This window comes from Mammaliicoccus sp. N-M50 (genome assembly GCF_022386995.1).
Lineage (GTDB): Bacteria > Bacillota > Bacilli > Staphylococcales > Staphylococcaceae > Mammaliicoccus > Mammaliicoccus sciuri_A.
The window spans coordinates 202116-222850 of sequence record NZ_JAJNJA010000001.1; the positions used below are offsets into that span (position 1 = coordinate 202116).

The window sequence follows — 20735 nt, forward strand, 5'->3', positions numbered from 1 at the left end:
TTAAATATGACCAAAACTAATTTTTCATTACTACTATTTTTGCATAATGAAACGTAATAAGATTAGTAGTCAACTAAACTTATTACGTTAGTTGATTTTTCTTTTTATATTACTTAATATACATACTAATATAAAAATTTTTGTAAAGTGCTAATGCCTGAAGAAATAGTATGAATGAGAGAATACAGGCTCTAGCCATACTCTAGGCAAGCATGAACGAATAAAACTCATAGATTATAAAAATAACACCTCATTTGCTGAATAAATCAGTAAATGAGGTGTTAATTAATTAGAGTTAGGATTTATGTCTAAGTTTCTTTTTACTTCCTAATATTCTCAGATAGTAAACTATACATAAATTGATCACTAATTTCATATATAACAGGTTTACTTTTAATTTTTATTAATTTTTCTTCATGGCTAGAAATAACATTATTAATCTTTCCTCTTGAATAACCTGAAGCTTTTTGTAGTTCTTTCAAAGTAATTCTTGAATATTTACTACCAAATACTTTATCTTGTAGCAAAATATATAATATTTTATATTCATACTTATCATAATGTTTGTTGTGTAATGCTAGTTGTATTTTATTGATAATATTAATATTCTCTTCAAAATTATCAATTATATTTTCTTGTCCTTCAATTAAAATACTCAACATATCATCAATAAAATTAGTTAATTCGCCTTTATTGAAATAATTCGAAGTATCGACAAAAGCTTTATAATATTTAGACTTGTTATTATTTACAGAATAAGAAAATGTAAGTGCTGTATATGGGTCTAATAAATCGTTTAATTTTCTAGCTATTATATATCTACCAATACGCCCATTCCCATCATAAAATGGATGTATATATTCAAAAATATAATGACTTGCTAAAATTTTAATAAGTTCAGGTGATTCATGACTTTTTATATAATCTATAAGCTTTGTTAATAATTCTATTACTTTCGATTCACTATATTCATTTCTATGAACCCATTTATTTTTAGAATGATCAAATACACCTATACTACTAGCTCTAAACATCTTACCGTCAGGATGTTCATCTTTTTTGATTTCATCAGAAACAATTTCATCGTATATTTTTCTGAAATCTGCAACAGAATTTAGATCAAGTTCTCCAAATTTCATCATTAAATACTGAGTGACTAATCCAGTAAACCTTTTATCTTTCTTACTTGTATTATTTAATGCTTCAGCTATTTCTTTTTTAGTACTTTTAATATTTTCAGTTTCATTTGTACTTTGTAATTCGTTAATTAATAACTTATTAATATATGCATGTGTTGCTATTCTAGGGAGATTAGCAGATAATTGTTTGATTTTAGATGAATTTAATAGAATTCTTTCATACTGCTTAAACAAGCTTTTATTTATTGAATAAAATAATGGATATTGTATATCGAGCAATTGTTTTTCATCTTGCATGGGACTAATGTTTATATCTAATAAGTAACTTGAATAATGTCTGATTCTCATATCATATTCTGCTTGCATAACATCTGTTCCAAACATATGAAAAATCGTTTTAAGTGATTTATACTTCATTAATTTCACTCCTATTTAACATATATGCCGAATATGTTCATTAGATATATTCATTATATACTCAAAATAGCTAAAATCATAGAATTAGTTCAATAGCTAAAATACAATATCATTGATGGAACTATAATTTTCTCAATAAACACCAAATATTCTTCCTGCTAATCCGAGTACGACGAGTATGGTTGCTATAAACCATTTATTTTGAGCGTCTTTCATATTACTAATGTTGGCGCTAATTTTTTGATCTACTAAATTGATAATATCTTCTTTTAATGATTCAGATTCTCTCATTCTTTGATGACTTTCACTTTTGATATCATTTTTCAATTCGTTTTTCACTTCTCTTAAAGAACTTTCTATTAGATCAAATCTTGTGTTCATATGTTTTTCTAGCATTTGAAATTCTGCTCTAGTTACGTAGTCATTATTCATATATCACACCTCACTTTATATAAATCTACTATGAATGGTTTTATCATTTTCAGTTTAAATTACATTAAATATTTTTACACTTCCATATTATACATATATATTATACTATAATTTTGTATTGTGCAAAAGATTTTTTGATAACAACATAAAAAACCCTAACCGCATTCGGTTAGGGTTTTAAAATTTGAGAACTATTCTACTTAGCGTATTCAGTAGCTCTCATTTCCCGGACAACTGTCACCTTAATATGCCCTGGATATTGTAATTCGCCTTCTATTTGATCTTTAATATCTCTAGCTATTCTATGTGCTTTCAAGTCGTCAATATCTTCAGGAGAAACGATTACTCTAATTTCTCTACCTGCTTGTATTGCGAATGCTTTTTCAACACCTTGATAACCTTCTGATATTTCTTCTAATCTTTCTAAACGTTTCACATAATTTTCTAAAGTTTCTCGTCTAGCTCCAGGTCTTGCAGCACTTAACGCATCTGCTGCTGCTACCAGTATAGAAATAACTGATGTTGGTTCTACATCCCCATGATGTGAGTGTATTGCATTTATGACTGTATCATGTTCATGATATTTCTTTGCAAGTTCTACCCCTATTTCAACATGGCTACCTTCAACTTCGTGATCAATAGCTTTACCAATATCATGTAATAAACCTGCACGTTTTGCTAAAGTAACATCTTCACCTAGTTCAGCTGCTAACATTCCTGAAAGTTGTGCAACTTCTACTGAGTGTTTCAGTACACTTTGGCCATAACTTGTACGATATTTCATACGTCCTAAAATTTTAACCAATTCTGGGTGTAAGTTATGAATACCTAATTCAAATGTCGCTTGTTCACCTGATTCTCTCATTAGGTCATCCACTTCTCTTCTCGCTTTTTCAACCATATCTTCAATTCTACCTGGATGGATACGTCCATCAGATACTAAATTAGTTAAGGCTGTCTTAGCGATTTCTCTTCGAATTGGATCAAATCCAGATAATATAACCGCTTCTGGTGTATCGTCTATAATTAAATCTACACCTGTTAATGTTTCTAAAGTACGAATATTACGACCTTCACGACCGATAATACGTCCTTTCATCTCATCATTTGGTAAATTTACTACGGATACAGTCGATTCTGAAGTATGATCTGCTGCTAATCTTTGTACAGTAATAGACAACAGTTCTTTAGCTTTTTTATCGACATTTGCTTTTAGTTCTCTTTCTTTTTCTTTTACAAGTACAGCAATATCATGTGACAGTTCTTCTTCTACTTGTGAGAATTGCTCTTTACGAGCTTCTTCACGTGTGAGTCCGGAGATGCGTTCTAGTTCTTGTTCATGTTTCATTATTATTTCTTGAACATTACTCTCTTTTGCATCTACCTGTTGTTGTCGCTCTTCAATTTTAGCTTCTTTGTTTTCTAGAATTTCATCTTTTTTGTCTAAAAGATCAGATTTGCGCTCTAAATTTTCTTCTTTTTGAAGTAATCTTGCTTCTTGCTTTTGTAGGTCACTTCTTCTCTCTCTAATTTCACTATCAAGATGATCTCTAATTTGTTGATTTTCTTCTTTAGCTTCAATCAACTTTTCTTTCTTAAGACTCTCAGCTTCTTTATTCGCTTCACTTATAATATAGTGAGCAGACTGACGAGCTTGATCTTGCTTTTTCGTTAAGCTATTATGTGCGAAAAAGTATCCTACAACAACACCTAGAATAACTCCTAGCAAAATGAGTAAGAGGGTTAATAAGTCCACATAAACACCTCCTTCTATCTAGGTTCTACGTCTTATATATACAAAAATATGATTAAATGAAACTATGGAATCATACAACTCAATTGTACGTTTAAATTTGTACAAGTGTCAAGGACATGGACTTTAATTTTTAATTCTATTTTTATAAAAAAACATTCTATAGATTACACAATGAAACGTAATCTATAGAATGTTTAATTTAATGACAAAATACTATTTAGTCTAATAAAGTCTCTTGTTCAGGCTCATTAGGTTTTTCTTCTTTTTTAGCTTCTTCTTTCTTCTTACCGTTAAAGCCTAATTGATCTCTTAAGATTCCATCAATTTCTTCGATAATAGCTGGGTTTTCTTTTAAGTAAGTCTTAACGTTTTCTTTACCTTGACCCATACGTTCTCCGTTATATGAATACCAAGCACCTGATTTATCTACAATATCAAATTCAACTGCTAAGTCGATTAATTCACCTTCACGTGAAATACCTTCACCGTACATAATATCAACTTCTGCTACTCTGAATGGAGGCGCAACTTTGTTTTTAACAACTTTAATTTTAGTACGGTTACCCACTACTTCTTGACCTTGTTTCAATTGTTCAGCACGACGTACTTCTAAACGAACAGAACTATAGAATTTCAACGCACGTCCACCTGGTGTAACTTCAGGATTACCGAACATAACGCCAACTTTTTCACGAATTTGGTTGATAAAGATAGCTGTTGTATTTGATTTAGAAATAGCACCTGATAATTTACGTAAAGCTTGACTCATTAATCTTGCTTGTAAACCAACGTGTGTATCTCCCATTTCACCTTCAATTTCAGCTTTAGGTGTTAATGCAGCTACTGAGTCGACAATAACAATATCAACTGCACCACTACGAACAAATGCTTCTGCAATCTCTAAACCTTGTTCACCGTGGTCTGGTTGTGATAAATATAGGTTATCAATATCTACGCCTAAGTTTTTAGCATAAACAGGATCTAGTGCGTGCTCAGCATCAATAAAAGCAGCTACGCCACCTTGTCTTTGTGCTTCAGCGATAGCGTGTAAAGCTACTGTTGTTTTACCAGAACTTTCTGGACCATATATTTCAATGATACGTCCTTTAGGGTAACCACCCACACCTAATGCTTTATCAAGTGTGATTGAGCCACTAGAAACTGCTGATACTTCTCTACTTGTATTATCCCCTAGCTTCATTACTGCCCCTTTACCAAAGGATTTTTCCATATTCTTAATTACTGTATCGAGTGCTTTTTGACGTTCGTTCACGCGATAACCTCCTATATATATAAAATGAATTTACTTGTTTAATTAGCTATTATTACTATAAATGCTTTTGTTCTAAATTGCAAGCATAAAGCGAATATTTGTTCGTGTTTTTGTACGCATTTTTTAAAATTAAGCGAACATAAGTACCGATTTTATGAATTATTGCAAGTTACCTTAATTGGTTCAAAAACTTTATAAGTGCTATATTGCTTATTCTATCACGTCTTCCAGCATATGATTGACTTAATGACGAAATAAATTTTTCCGTTTTTTGCATATGTGAAATATATACTGTTGATTCTTTATGATCTTGTTTTAACACGATAACACTTTCTACGTTAAATGTTGATTTTAATTTATTTGCAATTTGTTCAATTGAATCATCTTGACTAATATTCAACATTTCATCAGTCCATGAATTTTGTAAGAGATATGATTTTAAATATTGCTTGCTGTCTTTAGATAGTTTAAGTCGCGCATTTAATACACCGTCTGTAATGCCATCATATATAACAAGTGGTTGGTCTAATTCATTAAATACAGCATCTTCAACTGTTAAATCATCACTACCATAATAAAATTCGCCGATTCTATTTAATATTTCTGTTTTAACTGGATGGATTAAATCTATCGCTTGTTGTTTAGTATTCGCATTAGCCGTAATACGGAGTGATACTTCATGTTGACCAGCAAGTGGTGCAATTGTAGGATTGGATTGATTATCTATTAAGTCAATCAACTCTGTTTCCAAACTAGATTCACCAATACCCATGAATTTCAACGACTCTGAAAAGATGACACGTTCTTCATTTAAGAAGAAAGGTACAAGATATTGATTGACCATTGGTTGAAGTTCTTTCGGCGGACCTGGCAATAATACGACTTTTTTGTCATCCACTTCTAAATACATGCCTGGTGCCATACCAAAGTCATTCTTCAGTACTTCACTACCTTCAATAACAAGTGCTTGTTGTCTATTATTAGGTGTCATCGTACGGTTTTCATTTTTGAAATATTGTTCAATCTGATCCATAGCTTGTTTATTTGTTTCTAACGATTTACCTAATACTTTACCAACAGTTTGTTTTGTTAAATCATCTTTCGTTGGTCCTAAACCACCTGTTAAAATTACAACGTCATGATGCGCTAATTCTTCTTTAAAAGTACGCTCTAATCTTCCAGGATTATCACCTACAGCAACATGTCTCATCACACTTGCACCGAGTTCATTAAGTACTTTTGATATAAACTGTGCATTTGTATTTGCAATTTGTCCTAATAAAATTTCAGTACCTACGCTTAAAATACTAACTTTCATACTTTTGCCTCCTACAGAAAAACCTACAAACGAAATGTTGTAGGTTAAATGTTGTTAATATTTTGATCCTTTAAATACATCTCTACCATGATAAAAATACTCTATACCAGATAGAATTGTAAAGAAAGTAGCAATATACATGAGCCATTGCCCAAGATTAATTTGCCATAAAGTAGAGAATGGTTCTTGTAATAGGATAAATACGATTGCAACCATCGTTACAGCCGTTTTAATTTTACCTAATTGACCAGCTGCACTTACAAAGCCTTGTTCAATTTGAAGTAATCTTAGACCTGTTACAGCAAATTCTCTAGCAATGATGATAATAGCAATAACTGATGATACTTTATCAAGTTCTACTAATGCAATTAATGCACTCGCAACTAATAATTTATCAGCTAGAGGGTCTAAAAATTTCCCCATGTTTGTAACAAGTTCCCATTTTCTCGCTAAATAGCCATCAAACCAATCTGTAACAGAAGCTAAAATAAATATAATACCAGCTATAAATTGTTCTATTCTCATTTCTTGTCCAAATAAGAAATGCATGTCACCCATATTAAAATCTACAAGTAAAAACAAAACAAATACAGGTATTAAAATAACACGTAATACTGTTAATTGATTAGGAATATTCATATTCGTTCTCCTTCTTTTCTTACAACTGCATAATAATACTATTATAAATCAATACTATATATAATTAAATGATAATTATTAATAATATCCAACCTATTAAACATATACCAAAGAACGTAACCATTTGTGTTATGAGTTTAGCTACCATTTTATTCTCTGATATTTCAGTTTGGCTTCTTTTTTCTTGCGTAAGCTGTCTAAAAGCTTCTTTAGCAGAAGGTGCTGTTTTAGGCAACTCACTTTGATGTTTATCAATTAATTCTGGTGCACTCATATTGATTGCCGAAGCATATTTCGTTATAAAACCTCTTGTATAATCGGGATTTGGTAGATTTTCAAATTCATTCTTTTCAATCATCATTAAAAATGGTCTTTGTATCTTTGTTTTTTCCTCAAGTTCAACTAAAGTCATCCCTAATTGTTCTCTTTTACTTCTTAACGTTTCTCCAATATATTTCAAATATATTCACCTCAAACAATTTATTCAAAAAATCCAAATCCATCTCCAAATGCCATATTGTCATTTGTAAATAAATCATTTTTATTTAATTGCTCATATGTAATTTCTTGGTCTTCTGTTTCTCTTAGTTCAATAATATAATCAAAATCTTCAAGGCTATATTCAGAGCGCTGTACAAATAAATCAGGATGTTCTACTACTTTAATTGTTGGTAAACTCATAACTTCTCTAACGAGTTGTTTATGCTTTTCGTCAGTTTGTTTAGACGTTACAGCCCCATCAATAATATAAACATTTTCATCACTATATTCACCTTTTAATAAAGAGCTTCTTACAGTTTGTTTAATAAGCGTTGAACTAATAAATAACCATTTTTTATGGGCACATACACTTGCAGCAACAACAGATTCTGTTTTACCTACTCTTGGCATACCTCTTACACCAATAAGTTTATGACGGTTCTCTTTAAACAGTTCTGCCATAAAATCGACTAACAAACCTAAGTCTTTTCTTTCGAATCTAAAAGTCTTTTTGTCATCAACATCTCGTTTAATATATCTACCGTGTCTTACCGCTAATCGATCTCTTAAGCCAGGTGTACGTAGTTTTTTAATTGTGATATCATCAATTTCTTTAACAATATTTTCAAAGCGTTTAACTTTATTCATATCATCTGTCTTAATGAGTAGACCTCTGCGGCCTTGATCGACACCATTTATCGTAATGATATTAATACCTAAAATACCAAGCAAACTAGAGATATCCCCTAATAAACCTGCTCTATTTACTTGTATATCGTATTCTAAATACCATTCTTTTTTAATGACTTCTTCCATAATATCCACCCCAATATTAAATATACCATCCTCCGTTTACACGAAGTACTTGACCGGTCACACTTTGAGATAACGGATTTAATAAATATCCCACCGTTGCCGCAACTTCTTTAGTTTGAACAAACCGACCTTGTGGTATTTCATCTTTTAATTGTGTTTGTGTAATTTCATCAAGTTCATCTGTCATTTTACCATGAACGACCCCTGGACATATAGCGTTTACTGTAATAGATGTTAAAGCAAGTTCTTTTGCTAAAGATTTAACAAAGCCAAGTTGAGCTGCTTTCATTGTTGAATAGATTGTTTCGTAACTTGCACCAGTCTCACCCCAAATAGATGATATAACGATTATTCTGCCATTTTCACTTTTTCTAATATCATCAACAAATAATTGAACAATTTTTATGAGCGCATATACATTCAAATTATATTGAACATCAATATCAACATCTGTAAAATCTTGAATCGCACCAAATGACGATTGCCCAGCTGCATATATTAATTGATCAATATGTCCAATTGAAGTTAAAGACTGTAGATTATCTTTGTTTGTTAAATCGAAATGTAGAAAAGTAACAGGTTGTCCGGCATACCTTTGTTTGAGTTCATTAATATTAGATCGATTATAATGCAGTATCACTTCATGCCCTAGTGATAAACATTCATCAACAATCGATAAGCCAATGTCACCACTACCACCAACAATAAATGTTCTAGCCATTTTGTTTCACCAAACGACTTTCTACAACATGATCAAAGTCTATTAATGAAGCCAATGTTTCTTGTACACTTTCTACTGTTATAGATTCTAAAATGTTTACAAGTTCAAATAGTTCTACACCTTCGAAATAGAATTTAGTATATTGATTCGCAATATATTCTGGAGAGTTTAAGCTCGATACAATTTCCCCTAAAGTTTGTTTTCTCACTCTTTCTAACTCTTCTGGAACAAATCCATTTTCTATATATTTCTTAAGTTCTGCTTTAACCGCTTCTTTAAATTCATGATGATAATCAGTTGTCACAGCTAGAATTAAATAACTATATGTCATTTCGTTAGCAAATTGATAACCAAACGTATCATCAATCACTTCTTTTTCTAAATTTGATTGATAAAATTCAGTTTGTTCACCAAACATTAAATCTAAAGCAATCATCATTTCCATATCATTTTTTACGCGTACTTTATCAGAAATAGTATTAGGCTTGAACTTATATGCCAACATTGATTTTTCTTGGACGATATCCATTTTCGTTTCGACATATGGTGTATGTACAGATGTCGGTTCGTCTATTGCTTTTCTCGTAATAGGTGGCATTTCATGCATATTTCTTTTATCTTCATGTTCACGCACTAATTGTATAGTCTCGTCAGGATTGACATCGCCAACAATGATTAACACCATATTTGCTGGATGATAAAACGTTTCATATGATAAATATAAATCTTCTGCCGTAATGTCATAAATACTTTCTACAGAACCTGCTATATCCACTTGTACAGGATGATTATGATAAAGTGCACCTAAAGTTTGGAACATTAATTTATAATTCGGCTGTTCTTGGTACATCTTAATTTCTTCAGCGATAATCCCTTTTTCTTTTTCTACTGTCTTCTCAGTAAAATACGGACTTTCAATCATCTTTAATAAACGAATAATATTATCGTGTACATTTCCTGTCGCACTAAATAAATAACTTGTTCTATCAAATGTTGTAAATGCATTAACTTGTGCATCATTTTCAGCGAAACTTGTAAAGACATCGCCGTCTTCTTTTTCAAACAATTTATGTTCTAAGAAATGTGCTACGCCATCCGGAACAGTTACAAAATCATCTTTGCCATGTGGCTTAAATGTGTGATCAAGTGAACCGAAATGTGTTGTATATGTCACAAAAGTCTTTGAAAAACCTGCTTTTGGAATGACAACTACTTTTAAACCATTCTCTAAAGTCTCTTCAAATACAGTTTCATCAATCTGTTTATAATATTGATTACGCATTGTTATCACCTTCAGTCAGTATATATATTGTATCTAATTGTCCAAGTTGTGCGATCTTTTTAATATCTTCAATAGTGATAGATTCAATTTCTTTAATCCACTCATCATAGTTATAAACGGATTGATATCTCGCATGTGTATGCAATAAGTCGATCATTTGTCGTTGCTTATCAAACATTTCTCGTGCATGTGAGATTAAGACTTTCTTCGCTAAAGTCAGTCTCTCTGTATCAATTTCACCTTGTTGAATATCTTTAAAAATATTTAAAATTGTTTCTTTAGCGACATGTACTTTATCTTTAGAGATGCCACCAACTATATATAAGAACCCATTTCTTGCATCGATTTGAGAATGTATTGAATATGCTAAACTTTGTTTTTCACGTACTTCACTAAATAAAATTGAAGAAGCATCTCCACCAAGTAACATATTTAACACTAAGAACGAATAATATTCTTTAGAATGGAATGTTATTGGGAACCTATATCCCATATTTAATTTTGCTTGATCAATCTTTGTATAATCAACTATTTCTTTTACTTCTTTAATATCTTTTAATAATGTCGTTTCGATTTCTAATTGACTATTATGATCGAAATTAAAATATTCATGACACAATGATTTAACTTCATCTAATTCAACATTTCCAATAATATATGTAGATATCGCATTCTCATGTAACAAATCATGGTATGTATTGACTAAAGATTCAGGTGTTACGTTATCAATGTCTTCTAGTCGACCTGAAGCTAAATATTTATAAGGCTCATCTTCAAACATATGATTCATAAATTGAATAAATGCGCGTTGAGATTTATTGTCTTCAATTGCAGTTAATTTTTTATGTAATAAAGATTTTTCTTGCTTCGTATATTTTTCGTTAAATTTTCCATTTTCAATAAGTGGGTTAAAAATCACTTCGTGCAATAATTTAACGGCTTGCTCAAACAGTGGAATTTCACTATTTAAATATTTTTCATTTACGATTTCAATACCAATTGTCATGATATGATTATTAGCTTGTTTATTGACATAGCTAAATAAATGCGCACCATATAAGTCCGCAAGCAAATTATTCATTTCTTTATCAGTTTGGTATTGTTTTGTAACACGTGTAATTAATTTACTTAAAATTGACCTAGATGTAATCGTCTCACTGTTTAATGGTGCTACAAATTTAAAAACGATAGTCGTTGTTTTAAATTTTTCAGTTGGTATCACATAAACGTCATTTGAAGATAATTGTATATGTTCTGTTGTTATCATAATAGATACCTCTCTTATATGTATGTATATAGAGAAACAAAGCAACAATTGTTACTTTGTTTCTCTCAATATATTTATTATATCCTATTTCTTGTAATTCGAAACTTTACAAGACTGCTTTTAAAATAATTTAGTGAATAAAGTACAGGTGTACCATGTTCATTATAATGAATTTGTGTTAATAACATCATTGCATCATCTGGTTCAGAATTCAGTATTTCACTAATATACGGCTCATAACTAATAGATTCAATAGATGTATTAGCATGTGTTATTTTAAATTCTACTTTACTTTCAATTGCAGATAAAATAGATGAATTGGATCGGTAGTCACTGCATGCAAATAAATCAGTAGCAATTTTATCTAAACAATAAACGACTGGCTCACCATTAGCTGTGCGTACTCTTTCAATTACTGAAATATATGCATCTTTTTCTAAGTTTAATACTTCTATATCTTTTAAAGTTGCAACTTCTTCATCTAAACTAATAAATTCAGTTCCTGCAACTTCACCATTTTTTTCTATCATTTTTGTAATACTGACTAATTCGTCTAATGGATAATAATATGGTTGTGTAGGTTTAACTACTGTTACGTCGCCTGTTTTTTGAGATAAAATTTGTTCCGTGACAAGTTCATGTATGGCTTTTTCAATTTCATCATAATTTATATTTAACAACTTTTTAATTTCAAACTCATTCGGAATAGCATCTCCCGGTTTGAGTTCAGCTGTTTGAATTTTTTCTAATATCCAATTTTTAACGAAATTTGTACTTGCATTTGTAGACATAATATCCCCCTATTCGTCTTGATAAATATCAACCAATACTTGTCTAGGTTTACTACCTGATTGAGGACCAATAACACCATTATTTTCCAAATCATCCATTAACCTAGATGCCCTATTATAACCTATTCTAAATCTTCTTTGTAATAAACTCGCACTTGCTTTTTGTTCTTCTACAACAAATAAATATGCTTCTTTGTATAAAGCATCTTCACTTTCCATTTCATTTGTTTCAGTTGGTTCATCAGGTTCCATCTCTTTAACATAGTTCGCTGTTTGTTCTCCAACAACATGTTGAACTACTGATTCAACTTCACCATCAGAAAGAAATGCACCTTGTATTCTTGTTGGTTTCGAAGAATCTCTAGATAAGAATAGCATATCACCTCTACCTAGTAATTTTTCAGCACCACCACTATCTAAAATTGTTCTAGAATCTGTTGCAGAACTTACTGCAAATGCAATTCTAGAAGGAATATTAGCTTTAATACTACCTGTGATAACATCAACAGATGGTCTTTGTGTTGCAATAATTAAGTGAATACCTGCTGCACGAGCAAGTTGTGCGATTCTCATAATGGATGATTCAACATCTTTACCAGCAACCATCATTAAGTCAGCAAGTTCATCAACAATGACGACTATATAAGGTAATTGTGCTTGTTTTTCTTCCATTTCTTGATTCGTACGTTCAATGAATTGATTATATCCTTCAATATTTCTTGCACCAACGTGTTGGAACAAGTCGTATCTTTTTTCCATTTCAGATACAATTTTTTGTAATGCTTGATTTGCCTTTTGAGGATTCGTAACAACAGGTGTTAACAAATGTGGTATCCCGTTATACACATTTAATTCAACCATCTTAGGGTCAATAAGCATTAATTTTACTTCATGTGGTTTAGCATTCATTAATATACTTGTGATAATACCATTAATACAAACTGATTTACCACTTCCTGTAGCACCTGCTACGAGTAAGTGAGGTAATTTGTTTAATTCTGCAGTAATCGGTTCACCTGAAATATCTCTTCCTAAAGCAACTTCAAGTTTATTTGATGTTGGTTTTGCCTCATTCAGTACTTCTTTCAACGTTACCATTGAAATATGTTCATTTGGCACTTCAATCCCAACTGCCGACTTACCTGGAATAGGTGCTTCAATTCTAATATCTTTTGCTGCTAAATTCAGTGCAATATCATTACTCAAATTAACAATTTTATTTACTTTCACACCTTGAGCTGGCTGTACTTCGTATTGCGTAACAGCTGGTCCAATTCTTATTTGAGTCACTTTCGCATCAACATTAAAGTTTCTTAACGTAGCTTCGAGTAGTTTCCCTTTTTCTTGAACAGTCTTTTTAGAAACTGATTGAGATTTAGGTGGATCGTTTAAAATCGTAATCGGTGGTAATTTATAATTTAAATTCTCAGTTTCATCTATAGTTGACTCGTTCATTTCAGGTTCATGATTTTCATGCTCTTTTTGAACCGTTTGTTTAGGTTGTTGTGCTCTTTTAGCAGCTAACTTTTCTTGTGATTCAAAGATTGGAATTTCTTCATTAGTTTGTAGTTGGTCATTTTTAGAAATTTCTTGAACTGGTTCGACTTCTTCTAAATGTGAAACGTCTTTAGGTTGCTCTTTTTGACGCTTTTCTTTTTCTAGTTGTTTAGCTTTCGCTTTTTCTTCTCTTTTTTGTTCAAGATTTGTCATTTTTGATTTAGTTTTACTTTGTGCCATATCAAATGCTGATTTCGTAATATCACGATGTCTTTTCTTCATGATTAAAATGACACTAGAAAGTAAAACGAGAATCGTTAATAAACTATATCCAAAGACAGAAATAAGCTTGCTTATGACATTAAACGCATAATAACCAATATAACCACCACCGTTAAAGTAAAATGCATTTCGTTCTAAACTTGAATATGTTTCACTCAAGGTTGTCTTAAACGTATTAAACGATGGATCTTTGAAATATAATACTAACTGCATAATAAACAGCAATGCTACTTGAAAGACGAGCAATCCGTTTACTCTTCTTGTGAATTTTAATTTACCATTCACTGTTATTAATAGTGAAATAATCGCTATCAGTATATAGGTGAAGTATTTTGAGAATCCAAATAAGAAATGAAAGAAGCTATCAATCATTAAACCTATAAATCCTAATTGAAAAATACCTAACACGAGTAAAAACAACACAATCATCTGTATGACGTATTTTAGTGTATTATCTTTTTGCTTTTTCTTGCCACGTGTTGTTTTTCTTTTACGTGTTGCTGGCTTCTTCTTTTGTACCATTTTTGAAATAGCCTCCTTATCTATAATGCAAAAAGAGGCTGGGACATAAATAGATGTCTCAGCCTCATATAGTATGTAGGCAGTTAATGAACAAATAGCGTGTAAGACACATTATTTGTTCATATTTGCCGAGATGGAAAAACCCATTATATTGATATAGAATTTAGTCTCATCTCTTGACTGTTAAAAATCATCCATAAAACAATTCATTAGATTTCTGAAATAATTGGAATAATCATCGGGCGACGTTTCGTTTGTTCATAAAGATACTTACCGAGTTTATCACGCATATTTTGTTTCATTTCAGACCATTCAATTTTCTTTTGAAGTAAACCTTCTTCAACAATTTCACGGACTTTTTCTGAAGCATCGTTTAATAATTCTTCACTTTCTCTAACATAAACGAATCCACGTGATTGAATTTCAGGTCCACCAACAATTTTTCTATTTTTAGGATCTAAAGTTACAACAGCAATAAATATACCATCTTCAGCTAATAAGTGTCTGTCTCTCAAAACAATATTACCGACGTCTCCAACACCGATACCGTCAATTAATACGTTACCAGCTGTAACTTTTTCATTAGCAATCATTTTTTCGCCATCAAAGTTAACAACGTCACCTTTTTCTAGTAAGAAAATTTTCTCAGGATCTACGCCTGTTTCAGCTGCTAATTTCGCGTGTGCGATTTGCATTTTAAATTCACCTTGTACCGGAATAAAGTATTCAGGTTTCATTAAATTAAGCATCATTTTAAGTTCTTCCATACAACCATGACTAGATGCATGTGTTTTTTTGTTATTAGGCATAATATGTGCGCCAGCTTTAACTAATTCATTTAAAGTCTGACCAATAATCACTTCCATATTAGCAGAAGCTGTTGTAGAAATATAAACATTATCGCCTTCTAAAATGTTTAAAATAGGATGTCTTTGTTGAGCCATTTGGCCTAATGCTTCAATTGGTTCACCTTGCATACCTGTAGCAATAATAATTAATTCATTTTTAGGATATTTACTAATGTCATGCACAGGTACTAAAAGATTTTCTGGAATATTGAAGTAACCTAATTTACGTGCAACATTGAAAGAACTTTCTAAAGAACGTCCTAAGAATGAAACTTTACGGTTTAATTTACTAGCCGCATTCAACACTTGTTGAATACGAATAAAGTTAGATGCATAACATGACACGATAATGCGTCCACTTGCTTTTGCAAATTCATCAACCATATGACTTTCGATTACATTTTCAGGAACGTTATAGCCAGGCTTTTCCGCTTCTGTTGAATCACTTATCAACGCAAATACGCCATTTTGACCAATTTCAGTCATCTTAGCGATATCTGGTGCATAGGCACCTTGTAAACTTTGGTCGAATTTAAATTCTCCAGTATAAACGATTGCACCATATGATGTATGGATACATACACCTAAACTATCTGGGATAGAATGTGTTGTATTAAAGAATGTCACGTTAACGTTTTTAAATCTCATGACAGAATCTTTATTTACTGTATAATAACGTACTTTTTTATTGATTTTTCTTGCTTTCATATGATCTTTAACTAATGCGATCGTCAATCTTGATCCGTATACTGGTGCATCAAGCTTTTCAAGTATATAACTTACAGCACCGATAGAATCTTCATGTCCGTGTGATAAAAAGATACCTTTAAGTTTATCTTTATTCTCAATAACATATTGTATGTCTGGTATAACAACGTCTACACCTAACATTTCATCTTCTGGAAACATTAAACCAGCGTCTAACATGAACATTTCTTCGTCCACTTCAACGATATACATGTTTTTTGCAATTTCTCCTACACCACCGAGTGGTATGATACGAATTTTATCATTTTTCTTTTTTATTAAACTCAAAATTGTTCCTCCTAAATGTAGTCCCGTCCATAATATATTTATTTAATCATACCATTTATATAATCGATTATACAAGCACATACAACAGTCTTATACATATTTTAAATTAAGGAAGACAATAATTGTTATATCAGGTCATAACTTTACGATTTCTCTGTCAAAATAAACTCAGAATAAGGTGCATCCAGTAATCTTTTCGTAGCTGATTTAATATCTGCTAACTGTATTTGATTAATCTCGTGCTCGAACTGCTCATTCGTAACTAATTCATTATGAAACATGATTGAACGTGCATTTCTCGTCATTTTATTTTGGTTAGATTCAGATGCCATTAAAAAGCTTGTGACAATATGACTTTTAGCATCGTCTAATTCATTCTGTGTTATACCATCACTTAATAATGACTCGAGCACTTCCGTAATAAGTTCACTTGATGCATCAACATTTTCTTTATCAGTTGCTACATAAATTGTCAGCAAACCATCATTGTGAAAACTTTGGAAATCCGAGTAAACATTATAACATAATCCATGTTCTTCTCTTAGAACTTGGAACAATTTAGAGCTCATTGTTTCTCCTAAAATCGTGTTCAATATATTCGTTGCATAATAGTGTTCGTCATTATAACTTGGTGCATCATAACTTCTCATAAAATGCGTTTGTTCTAGCTCGTTTTTATAATATGTTTCTTTCTTCTCAACAAAAGTCATGCTTTGTTCTTGTTGATTAACTGGTATTTCAACCCCATCAGATAATTGCTTAAGCAATGTTTCTTTCATAGATTCGCTATAAGCACCTGCAACTGAAACAATTAAACGATTACTTTGATAATATTTTTTATGGAAATCAACTAATGTATCTCTATCAATTTGATTGACACTATCAGGCGTACCAAGGATCATTCGTCCTAATGGTTGGTCTTTATAAATTTCATGTTCTAATTTATCCATTAACCACTCTTCTGGTGTATCTTCAATCATTTTAATTTCTTCTAAAATGACTTTTTTCTCACGAACAATTTCTTCTTCAAGAAATAGCGGGTTTTTAACCATATCTATAAGTAAATCAATTGCTTTATGTTCAAATCTTTTTAATGTTTTACAGAAATAACACGTATACATTTTTGTCGTATATGCATTGTTATAGCCACCAATTTTATCAAATTCATTTGATAATTGCTGTCTCGTATAGTGTTCACTACCTTTAAACAACATATGTTCCATAAAATGAGCAATACCTTCTGGATAATCACCTTCATCACCCGTTCCAGTATTGACATAAACACCTACACTAATTGTTTCACTGTTAGGAACTTCTTCAAAAATCACAGTCGTCCCATTATTCAGTCGTTGTAAATCAGCCATATTTATTCACCTCAAAATAAATAGGGACACGTCAATGTCCCTCTATTAGTAGACATACATACTTTCATAACCTCTCTTGCCTAGGGTACAGTCTCAGCCTGTAGTCTTCGACTTGTACTATTCCCTCAGGCGTATCGGTTATAAAAGTATTTTATATGAAGCAATCATTAAATTAAAACCTTTCTTGTTATAAGTATTGAGAAGTATTATGTACATGTATAATCGCAGTATTTGCACCTTTAGTCAGAACTGCTAATAACGGTATCAGTATTTGCACTTTTAGTCAGAACTGCTAATAACGGTATCAGTATTTGCACTTTTAGCCAAAACTGCTAATAACGGTATCAGTATTTGCACTTTTAGCCAAAACTGCTAATAACGGCACCAGTATTTGCACTTTTGACCAGAACTGCTAATAACGGTATCAGTATTTACACTTTTGAACAGAACTGCTAATAACGACACCAGTATTTGCACCTTCAGCCAGAACTGCTAATAACGGTATCAGTATTTACACTTTTGAACAAAACTGCTAATAACGGTATCAGTATTTGCACCTTTTGCCAGAACTGCTAATAACGACACCCTTATTCATACCACTACTAACATATGTCATGTAACTTCTTGTTCTACTTACTCATAAAAAATGCCAACAAAATCTATGACTTTGTTGACACTTTAAATTTCAGATTTTAATGATTGTCAATGTCCCTATCTGAATCATTTCTTTTATTATTTTTGTTCTTTTTCTTCGTTTAACAACACTTTGCGTGATGCGTTTACGCGTCCTTGACGGTCAATTTCAGTTACTTTTACTAAGAATTGGTCGCCAATTTTAGCTACATCTTCAACTTTGTTAACTCTTTCGTTAGAGAATTGAGAAATATGAACAAGGGCATCTTTACCTGGGAAGATTTCAACAAATGCACCGAATTTTTCGATACGTTTAACTGTTGCCATATAAATTGCACCGACTTCAGCTTCTCTTGTAATATCTTCAATAATTTGTCTAGCACGATCGATCATTTCTTTATCTTTAGATCCGATAAATACTGTACCGTCTTGTTCGATATCTAATTTAACACCTGTTTCATCAATGATTTCATTGATTTTCTTACCACCAGGTCCAATAACATCTCTAATTTTATCTGGTTTAATATGCATAATTTCAATTTTAGGTGCATATTGGCTAAGTTCTTCTCTAGGTTCTCTTAATGTTTCAAGCATATGATTTAAGATATATAATCTACCAATTCTTGCTTGCTCAAGTGCTTCTTTTAAGATTTGTTCACTTAAACCATCGATTTTGATGTCCATTTGAATAGCAGTGATACCTTTTTCTGTACCTGCAACTTTAAAGTCCATATCACCTAGTGCATCTTCCATACCTTGAATATCAGATAAAATTGTGTAGTTATCATCTTTAGTAATCAAGCCCATTGCGATACCTGCAACTGGTGCTTTAATTGGCACACCTGCATCCATTAAAGCTAAAGTTGAACCACAAATTGAAGCTTGTGATGATGAACCATTTGATTCAAGTACTTCTGAAACAACTCTTATTGTATAAGGGAATTCTTTTTCATCAGGAATAACTTGTAGTAATCCACGTTCACCTAATGCACCGTGACCAATTTCACGACGTCCTGGTGCTCTCACTGGTCCTGTTTCACCAACTGAGAAGTTAGGGAAATTATAGTGATGCATGTAACGTTTTTGTTCTTCTGTACCTAGACCATCAATGATTTGATGTTCACCTAATGCACCTAAAGTCGCAACTGAAAATGCTTGAGTTTGTCCACGTGTAAATAAACCTGAACCATGAGCTCTAGGTAATAATCCAACTTCAGAAGACAATGGTCTGATTTCTTCAGGATTACGTCCATCTGGTCTCACTTTATCTTCAGTAATTAAACGACGCACTTCTTCTTTTACAAGTGCATCTAATACTTTACTTACATCTTTAAGAACTTCTTCGTTATCTGGATCTTCTTCGTTAGTAAAGTCATTTAGAACTTCTTCTTTAACTGCAGAAATATTAATATCTCTTTGTTGTTTTTCTTCAGTTCTGATTGCTGAAATAATATCTAAAGCTTCTGCTTTAGCACGAACTGTTTCTTCAAATGAAGCTTCAATTTCAACAGGTATAAATTCAGCTTTTTCAGGTTGAATATCTTCAATGATAGCTTCTTGGAATTCAACTAATCTTTGAATTTCTTTATGACCAAATAAAATAGCATTTAACATTGTTTCTTCAGTTACTTCTTTAGCACCCGCTTCAACCATGTTAATCGCATCTTTATGACCCGCTACTTGTAAATCCAATAAAGAGACTTCTCTTTGTTCAACATCTGGGTTGATAACAAATTCGCCGTCTACTAATCCTACGTTTACACCTGCAATTGGTCTTTCAAACGGAATATCTGAAACAGATAATGCCATTGAAGAACCGATCATAGCTGCCATTTCTGGTGAACAGTTTGGATCAACACTCATTACGATAGAAATAACTTGAACATCATGTCTGTATCCTTTAGGGAATAATGGACGAATTGGTCTATCAATTAATCTACTTGTTAAAGTAGCATCTTCACCAGGTCTACCTTCACGTTTATTAAAGCCACCAGGAATTTTTCCTGCAGCATACATTTTTTCTTCATAGTTAACCATTAATGGGAAAAAGTCTACATTTCTAGGTTCTTTTGATGCAGTTGCTGTTGATAATACAACTGTATCCCCATATCTTACTAATACTGCACCATTAGCTTGTTTTGCTAATTGGCCTGTTTCAATTATTAATGGACTTCCTGCCCATTCTGTCTTAAAGACTTTCTTCTCTTGAGACATTTATGAATC

General features: G+C 31.8%; 16 protein-coding genes. All 16 read right to left on the reverse strand.

The annotated features are described in order from the left end of the window. Positions 1 to 320: 320 nt before the first annotated feature. Positions 321 to 1556, reverse strand: a complete 1236-nt coding sequence (locus LQ622_RS00955; protein ID WP_239774560.1) for a Fic family protein — start codon at positions 1554 to 1556, stop codon at positions 321 to 323. A 132-nt stretch (positions 1557 to 1688) separates the two neighbouring features. Beyond that, positions 1689 to 1988, reverse strand: coding sequence for a hypothetical protein (locus LQ622_RS00960; RefSeq protein WP_204188650.1), 300 nt, complete (start codon positions 1986 to 1988; stop codon positions 1689 to 1691). A 196-nt stretch (positions 1989 to 2184) separates the two neighbouring features. Next, a complete protein-coding gene (gene rny / locus LQ622_RS00965) occupies positions 2185 to 3744 on the reverse strand; it encodes a ribonuclease Y (protein ID WP_037587823.1) in 1560 nt (519 codons plus the stop codon). 217 nt (positions 3745 to 3961) lie between these two features. Beyond that, positions 3962 to 4975, reverse strand: coding sequence for a recombinase RecA (recA, locus tag LQ622_RS00970; RefSeq protein WP_049319417.1), 1014 nt, complete (start codon positions 4973 to 4975; stop codon positions 3962 to 3964). 211 nt (positions 4976 to 5186) lie between these two features. Continuing rightward, positions 5187 to 6335: a CinA family nicotinamide mononucleotide deamidase-related protein gene (locus tag LQ622_RS00975; RefSeq protein WP_037587822.1), complete on the reverse strand. Its 1149-nt coding sequence runs from the start codon at positions 6333 to 6335 to the stop codon at positions 5187 to 5189. A gap of 54 nt (positions 6336 to 6389) precedes the next feature. Next, on the reverse strand, positions 6390 to 6974 hold the full coding sequence (pgsA, locus tag LQ622_RS00980; RefSeq protein ID WP_239774561.1) for a CDP-diacylglycerol--glycerol-3-phosphate 3-phosphatidyltransferase: 585 nt from the start codon (positions 6972 to 6974) through the stop codon (positions 6390 to 6392). A 64-nt stretch (positions 6975 to 7038) separates the two neighbouring features. After that, positions 7039 to 7434, reverse strand: a complete 396-nt coding sequence (locus tag LQ622_RS00985; RefSeq protein ID WP_037587819.1) for a helix-turn-helix domain-containing protein — start codon at positions 7432 to 7434, stop codon at positions 7039 to 7041. A gap of 20 nt (positions 7435 to 7454) precedes the next feature. Then, complete coding sequence (locus LQ622_RS00990; protein WP_025905363.1) at positions 7455 to 8270, reverse strand: YmfK family protein; 816 nt, start codon at positions 8268 to 8270, stop codon at positions 7455 to 7457. A 16-nt stretch (positions 8271 to 8286) separates the two neighbouring features. Then, the gene (ymfI, locus tag LQ622_RS00995) at positions 8287 to 8991 is read right to left on the reverse strand and encodes an elongation factor P 5-aminopentanone reductase (RefSeq protein ID WP_037587817.1); all 705 of its coding nucleotides are present in this window, start codon (positions 8989 to 8991) and stop codon (positions 8287 to 8289) included. Then, positions 8984 to 10273 carry an EF-P 5-aminopentanol modification-associated protein YfmH gene (gene yfmH, locus LQ622_RS01000; protein WP_037587815.1) on the reverse strand — a complete coding sequence of 430 codons (1290 nt, stop codon included), beginning with the start codon at positions 10271 to 10273 and terminating at the stop codon, positions 8984 to 8986. The genes ymfI and yfmH overlap by 8 nt, the downstream gene beginning before the upstream one ends. Beyond that, the gene (gene yfmF / locus LQ622_RS01005; protein WP_239774562.1) at positions 10266 to 11540 is read right to left on the reverse strand and encodes an EF-P 5-aminopentanol modification-associated protein YfmF; all 1275 of its coding nucleotides are present in this window, start codon (positions 11538 to 11540) and stop codon (positions 10266 to 10268) included. The genes yfmH and yfmF overlap by 8 nt, the downstream gene beginning before the upstream one ends. A 77-nt stretch (positions 11541 to 11617) precedes the next feature. Next, on the reverse strand, positions 11618 to 12331 hold the full coding sequence (locus tag LQ622_RS01010; protein WP_037587813.1) for a GntR family transcriptional regulator: 714 nt from the start codon (positions 12329 to 12331) through the stop codon (positions 11618 to 11620). A gap of 9 nt (positions 12332 to 12340) precedes the next feature. Continuing rightward, positions 12341 to 14632 carry a DNA translocase FtsK gene (locus tag LQ622_RS01015; protein WP_037587811.1) on the reverse strand — a complete coding sequence of 764 codons (2292 nt, stop codon included), beginning with the start codon at positions 14630 to 14632 and terminating at the stop codon, positions 12341 to 12343. Positions 14633 to 14841: 209 nt separating this feature from the next. After that, positions 14842 to 16515 carry a ribonuclease J2 gene (rnjB, locus tag LQ622_RS01020; RefSeq protein ID WP_025905357.1) on the reverse strand — a complete coding sequence of 558 codons (1674 nt, stop codon included), beginning with the start codon at positions 16513 to 16515 and terminating at the stop codon, positions 14842 to 14844. 143 nt (positions 16516 to 16658) lie between these two features. Beyond that, positions 16659 to 17879 (reverse strand): M16 family metallopeptidase, encoded by a 1221-nt coding sequence (locus LQ622_RS01025; RefSeq protein WP_239774563.1) that lies wholly within the window; start codon positions 17877 to 17879, stop codon positions 16659 to 16661. Between the two features lie 732 nt (positions 17880 to 18611). After that, on the reverse strand, positions 18612 to 20726 hold the full coding sequence (gene pnp, locus LQ622_RS01030; protein WP_239774564.1) for a polyribonucleotide nucleotidyltransferase: 2115 nt from the start codon (positions 20724 to 20726) through the stop codon (positions 18612 to 18614). Positions 20727 to 20735: the final 9 nt, after the last annotated feature.

Coding starts and splice junctions, on each gene's coding strand:
- LQ622_RS01015 (WP_037587811.1), bottom strand. CDS start 14,632: ATGGTACAAAAGAAGAAGCCAGCAACACGTAAAAGAAAAACAACACGT.
- yfmH (WP_037587815.1), bottom strand. CDS start 10,273: ATGCGTAATCAATATTATAAACAGATTGATGAAACTGTATTTGAAGAG.
- pgsA (WP_239774561.1), bottom strand. CDS start 6,974: ATGAATATTCCTAATCAATTAACAGTATTACGTGTTATTTTAATACCT.
- LQ622_RS00955 (WP_239774560.1), bottom strand. CDS start 1,556: ATGAAGTATAAATCACTTAAAACGATTTTTCATATGTTTGGAACAGAT.
- LQ622_RS00975 (WP_037587822.1), bottom strand. CDS start 6,335: ATGAAAGTTAGTATTTTAAGCGTAGGTACTGAAATTTTATTAGGACAA.
- LQ622_RS00990 (WP_025905363.1), bottom strand. CDS start 8,270: ATGGAAGAAGTCATTAAAAAAGAATGGTATTTAGAATACGATATACAA.
- pnp (WP_239774564.1), bottom strand. CDS start 20,726: ATGTCTCAAGAGAAGAAAGTCTTTAAGACAGAATGGGCAGGAAGTCCA.
- LQ622_RS00960 (WP_204188650.1), bottom strand. CDS start 1,988: ATGAATAATGACTACGTAACTAGAGCAGAATTTCAAATGCTAGAAAAA.
- LQ622_RS01025 (WP_239774563.1), bottom strand. CDS start 17,879: ATGGCTGATTTACAACGACTGAATAATGGGACGACTGTGATTTTTGAA.
- ymfI (WP_037587817.1), bottom strand. CDS start 8,991: ATGGCTAGAACATTTATTGTTGGTGGTAGTGGTGACATTGGCTTATCG.
- yfmF (WP_239774562.1), bottom strand. CDS start 11,540: ATGATAACAACAGAACATATACAATTATCTTCAAATGACGTTTATGTG.
- recA (WP_049319417.1), bottom strand. CDS start 4,975: ATGGAAAAATCCTTTGGTAAAGGGGCAGTAATGAAGCTAGGGGATAAT.
- LQ622_RS01010 (WP_037587813.1), bottom strand. CDS start 12,331: ATGTCTACAAATGCAAGTACAAATTTCGTTAAAAATTGGATATTAGAA.